The organism is Microcoleus sp. N9_A1 (assembly GCF_036701795.1).
Lineage (GTDB): Bacteria > Cyanobacteriota > Cyanobacteriia > Cyanobacteriales > Microcoleaceae > Microcoleus.
The window spans coordinates 1-5,509 of sequence record NZ_JAUBRI010000143.1 but is presented as its reverse complement, the minus strand read 5'-3'; the positions used below and the strand labels follow the sequence as shown (position 1 = coordinate 5,509).

Genomic DNA, 5,509 nt, shown 5'->3' with positions numbered 1-5,509 from the left:
TTAATTTAACCCCTGGACGTGTTGCTCAATCAATGTTGTCGCTTTTAGTTGACATTGGTACTCCCGCAAAAATGCCTTGCGCAGAGGGGAAAATCTCCCGGCTGGGAACAAGGAAAGGTACGTACCAAGGCACCATGCTATCCCACTGTGAAAAAACGGGTTTCTCGACGCAAAAAGTCTTCAAGATTGGCTATTTAACCTTCTCTCTCTTGAGTTTTTGAGCAACAGCTTGCCGGATCTTCCAAGGCAGCTACTTTTAGATGCGATCGTTTTTTAGTCTAAACTCCAGTCATAAGTTATTTGCTGTTATTGATTTGACTTCTTACAAAAAGATGGTTGCTAGTAAGGACTTCAGTCCTTAAGTAATTAATTAGCAAATCCGGGTCTCAAGTCCCGGATTTTGTTTTTAGTAAGGACTTTAGTCCTTAATTACTGTTGAATCAGTTAGTTTTATAATCTTCCTCAGTCCAGCAGCGCGGCAGAACTTCCCCAGACGGAAAAACCAATTTATTCTTCTCAAAAGTAGCAGGCTCTTGCTCCTCTTGACCTGCTTGACTTTTGCCCCCCACCTCTTTTTTTGTAGGGCTGACTAAAGTCTCAATGTCGATGATTTCTATCAAATCGCCGGATTCTTTTTCTTGTAAAAGCATAGTTTCTCCTTGTCAATTAATGGTGAGTTAGGGTGTGAGGACAACTTTGATGCAGTTGTCTTTTTTCTGTTTGAAAATCTCGTAGGCGTGGGGCGCTTCATCCAATTTCATTCGGTGCGTAATCACGAATGAGGGGTCAATTTCGCCTTTTTGAACCCGATCGAGCAAAGGGCGCAAATAGCGGTGAACGTGCGTCTGTCCCATTTTCATGGTCAAGCCTTTGTTGAAAGCTGCACCTAGGGGCACTTTGTCAACAAAACCGCCGTAAACGCCGGGAATTGAGACTGTGCCGCCTTTGCGACAGGCGAGGATTACTTGTCGCAGCGCGGTAGGCCGATCGCTCTCCAAGCGCACAGCTTGCTTGGCTTTGTCGTACAAAGCATCGAAACCGGTACCGTGGGCTTCCATTCCCACCGCGTCGATACAAGCGTCTGGCCCGCGTCCCCCCGTCATTTCGGTGACGGCTTCCCCCGCGTCCATTTCTTCGTAGTTGATGATTTCAGCCCCAGCCGCGGCCGCCATTTGCAAGCGTTCCGGTACTCTGTCGATCGCAATTACTCGATCGGCCCCCAGCATAAACGCACTTCTGATCGCAAATTGTCCGACTGGGCCGCATCCCCAAATACCAACAGTATCTCCCGGCTGAATATTGCAGTTTTCGGCCGCCATATAACCGGTGGGAAAGATATCAGTGAGGAACAATACTTGTTCGTCAGAAAGTCCGTCTGGAATTTTTAAAGGGCCGACATCTGCAAACGGAACCCGCGCGTATTCTGCTTGACCTCCTGCATAGCCACCCGTTAAATGAGAGTAGCCAAACAGTCCCGCCGGTGAATGACCGTAGATTTTTTCAGCCAAGGCCGCATTCGGGTTCGAGTTATCGCACAGCGACCACAAGTCCTTGTTGCAAAAGAAACAACTGCCGCAAGAAATCGTAAAAGGAATTACAACGCGATCGCCCTTTTTCAAGTTCTTAACTTCGCTGCCGAGTTCGACTACTTCCCCCATGAATTCGTGGCCCATGATGTCGCCCGATTGCATTGTCGGGATGAAGCCGTTATAGAGGTGCAAATCAGAGCCACAGATTGCTGTAGACGTGATTTTAACTATCGCATCGCGCGGATTGATAATTGTTGGGTCTGGTACATTATCAACTCGCACATCATTTGCTCCGTGCCAGCAAAGAGCTTTCATTAGTTCGTTTTCCTCTAGTTAACTACTAGCTAGCAGATTTTTGATTCTAAATCTTAAATTTACTACGCCGATAAATTACCTGCTTGGATGTTTTAATTTTAAGCATATAAAATATATTCTCTCTCTATCCGAGGTATAATTTATAAATCTATCTTTCGGTTGTTTTCAATAACAAAAAAGGTAGAGCTTATCCAGACTAAATTGCAGGGGATTTCACATTCTTCTGTTAACCGCCAACAGCTAACAGCGACATGGCTGAGGGAGCGCGCGGCGATCGCCGCGCGCTCGCCTCTCACAATCAATAATATTTTTGCATTTTTCTCACTGAGTGCGAAAACTTGGCTCACATTAGATAAGCAGCGACCGAAAACTTCTCAAGTAAAAGCGGGTTTATCGATTATTAAGTAGGGTGCGTGACTTTTGTATAGCTAAACACTCCGCCCAAATCTTGAGAATCACGCACCCTGCTTAAGGAGGATTAATCGTCAAAAATTGTATCATTAGTTATAGCTAAAAGCCGAGCTTGCGCTAAAGTTGTTAAAGATTAAAATTTATCGATCGCCTTTTATGCCTTACACTGCATCTACCCCAACAGACCCCAATCAACCCAACATCCGCAATGCCGACCACCGCCTACTAGAATTCACCAAGCTAACTCCGATGATGCAGCGGTATGTGGAAGTGAAAGAACAGTATCCCCACGCACTTTTATTGTTTCGAGTCGGAGATTTTTTTGAGTGTTTTTTCCAAGATGCCGTGACAATTTCGCGGGAATTAGAACTTGTTTGTACTAGCAAAGAAAGCGGCAAAGAAATCGGTAGAGTGCCGATGACAGGAGTGCCGCACCACGCCCTCGACCGCTACAGTTCTCAGTTAGTAGAAAAAGGGTATGCTGTGGTAGTTTGCGACCAAGTTGAAGATGCTTCGATTGCCGCCCGTGAAGGTCGCCAAGTCAAGCGAGAAATTACCCGCATTCTCACTCCCGGAACTTTGACGGATGATGGAATGCTCAAACCCAGACAAAATAATTTTTTAGCAGCAGTCGTCATCGCTGGGGAACATTGGGGATTAGCTTATACAGATATTTCTACGGGAGAATTCGTCACTACCCAAGCAGACAGTTTAGAACAATTAACTCTAGAATTGCTGCGCTTGCAGCCTTCGGAAGTGCTGGTTCCAACTAATGTGGTGCTAACTAATGCGCCGGATTTGGTGACGATGTTGAGGCCCGGAGAGAAATCAGAGCATTTACCCGATTGTTTGCCGACTTCGTTTTGCTATTCTTTGCGATCGCAAATTCCGTTTACTTTGTCCGAAGCAAAACAGAGAATCCTGCAAAAGTTCAAAGTGCGATCGCTCGAAGGCATGGGATGCGGACACCTTTCCTTCGCAGTGCGCGCCGCCGGCGGTTTGCTGCAATATCTCGAAGAAACTCAAAAGGAAAAAGCAGTTTCTTTGCAAAGATTGCACACTTATACTCTCACCGATTTTCTCACCCTAGACTACCAAACCAGGCGCAATCTCGAAATTACTCAAACAGTGAGAGATGGGGTTTTTCATGGTTCGCTGCTGTGGGCTATAGACAAAACCAGCACCGCAATGGGAGGCCGCGCTTTGCGCCGCTGGGTGCTGCAACCTTTGCTCAACATTAAAGGCATTTGCGCCCGACACGACACGATTCAAGAATTAGTAGAAAATAACGCCCTCCGCCAAGATTTGCAGCAGTTGCTGCGCCAAATTTACGACATCGAAAGACTGACAGGGCGCGCCGGTTCTGGAACAGCTAGCGCGCGGGATTTAGTCGCTTTAGCAGATTCTCTCTCGAAATTGCCGGAATTAGCCTCGATCGCAGCCCAAGGGATCTCGCCTTATTTGAAAGCCCTGCAAAATGTACCGCCAATTTTAGAAGAATTAGCAAGTAAAATTCACGCTCATTTAGTTGATGAACCGCCGATTCATTTAAAAGAAGGAGGTTTGATTCGATCGGGAATCAATCCCATGCTAGATGAAATGCGCCACACTGCGTCAGCAGACCAAGAATGGATTGCTAATTTAGAAGCAACCGAGAGAAAACGCACCGGAATTTCTAATTTAAAAGTTGGCTACAATAAAGCTTTCGGTTATTACATCAGCATTACAAAATCGAAAGTAGACCAAGTGCCGAACGACTACACCCGTAAGCAAACTCTCACCAATGAAGAACGCTACAGCACTGAAGAATTAAAAGAAAGAGAAGTGCGGATTCTGACGGCGCGGGAAGATTTAAATCAGTTGGAATACGATATTTTTGCAAAAGTGCGATCGGAGGTAGGAGAACACGCCGAAATTATTCGCAACGTTTCCCGCGCCGTGGCGGCGGCGGATATTTTGTGCGGTTTAGCAGAAGTAGCAGTTTACCAGAATTACTGCCGCCCGACTATGACAGAAAGTCGGGAAATTAAAATTATTGAAGGTTGTCATCCTGTGGTGGAAAAGTCTTTGCCGCCGGGATTTTTTGTTCCGAATTCGGCTTTTTTGGGTCGGGAAGCATCGCTAAATCGCCCCGATTTAATAATTTTAACGGGGCCGAATGCTAGTGGGAAAAGCTGCTACTTGCGGCAGGTGGGTTTGATCCAGTTAATGGCGCAGATGGGCAGTTTTGTGCCGGCGAAAGCTGCGACTTTGGGAATTTGCGATCGCATTTTTACCCGCGTCGGCGCAGTAGATGATTTGGCAACGGGTCAGTCTACGTTTATGGTGGAAATGAACGAAACTGCCAATATTCTCAATCACGCGACGCCGCAATCATTGGTTTTGTTAGATGAAATTGGCAGGGGAACGGCAACTTTTGACGGACTTTCGATTGCTTGGTCTGTGGCAGAATATTTAGCCAGCGAGATTCGGGCGCGGACAATTTTTGCGACTCACTATCACGAATTAAATGAGTTAGCTTCTATTTTGGATAATGTCGCAAATTATCAGGTGACAGTGAAAGAATTGCCGGATCAAATCGTATTTTTGCACCAAGTTCAGCCGGGAGGTGCTGACAAATCTTACGGAATTGAAGCGGGCAGATTGGCCGGTTTACCGCCGTCGGTGATTGACCGGGCGAGACAGGTGATGAAGCAGATTGAGAAACATAGCAAAATTGCGATCGGGCTACGAAAGGGTGTTAAAAAAGATGGCAAAAAAGAGTCTGAGGGCGAACAGTTGGATATTTTTGATGATTGAAATTTCCGGTGGTAAAAAAAGTTTGTAGTAACTTCTATAGTGCACCCTTTTCAATAAGCCTTTCATATCAAATCTGTTAGAATCGGAATTATTCCTATCTCTATTCTCGACAAGCGCGTGAATCAGCGTCAATCCCTTGTTATCTGCGGTGAATAAATTCTCTTTTTTGACCGCAGATATAGGCAGATTAACACAGATTAACGCAGATGAATTAGATGGATTCCGGTTGGTTGCACCATCTGTGATTGTTGAGTGTTGACTGGATTTTACTATTCCGATGCTGTTAGAGAGTCGATGGCAGAGTGTCCTCTACCATCTCTCCTACAAAACCGTGCTTGCGACTGTCGGGTAAGAGAGCATACGTCGCCGTATCTCCCTCGTCGGGTAAGGTTCGAGCGTCGCCGCTCTCCCCTCCCCTGAGAACGCAGCATGAGAGTTTCCAACTCACTGCGCTC

Annotated in this window: 4 protein-coding genes; 2 read left to right on the top strand and 2 right to left on the bottom strand. The window is 46.1% G+C overall.

All coding sequences use genetic code 11. From position 1 onward, the window contains the following. Window positions 1–221: hypothetical protein (locus QUA58_RS30735; protein WP_333397917.1), on the top strand; the 221-nt coding region annotated here is incomplete at its 5' end. Between the two features lie 219 nt (window positions 222–440). On the opposite strand, the gene QUA58_RS30730 is transcribed toward QUA58_RS30735, so the two are convergent. Next, window positions 441–650, bottom strand: a complete 210-nt coding sequence (locus QUA58_RS30730) for an acetyltransferase (protein WP_333397915.1) — start codon at window positions 648–650, stop codon at window positions 441–443. Window positions 651–677: 27 nt separating this feature from the next. Continuing rightward, the gene (locus QUA58_RS30725; protein WP_333397913.1) at window positions 678–1,844 is read right to left on the bottom strand and encodes a zinc-dependent alcohol dehydrogenase; all 1,167 of its coding nucleotides are present in this window, start codon (window positions 1,842–1,844) and stop codon (window positions 678–680) included. Between the two features lie 567 nt (window positions 1,845–2,411). On the opposite strand from QUA58_RS30725, the gene mutS reads away from it, so the two are divergent. Continuing rightward, window positions 2,412–5,054, top strand: coding sequence for a DNA mismatch repair protein MutS (mutS, locus tag QUA58_RS30720; RefSeq protein WP_333397911.1), 2,643 nt, complete (start codon window positions 2,412–2,414; stop codon window positions 5,052–5,054). Window positions 5,055–5,509: the final 455 nt, after the last annotated feature.

Excerpts from the sequence above, each read along its gene's own strand:
- QUA58_RS30725 (WP_333397913.1), bottom strand. The coding sequence starts at position 1,844 with ATGAAAGCTCTTTGCTGGCACGGAGCAAATGATGTGCGAGTTGATAAT.
- mutS (WP_333397911.1), top strand. The coding sequence starts at position 2,412 with ATGCCTTACACTGCATCTACCCCAACAGACCCCAATCAACCCAACATC.
- QUA58_RS30730 (WP_333397915.1), bottom strand. The coding sequence starts at position 650 with ATGCTTTTACAAGAAAAAGAATCCGGCGATTTGATAGAAATCATCGAC.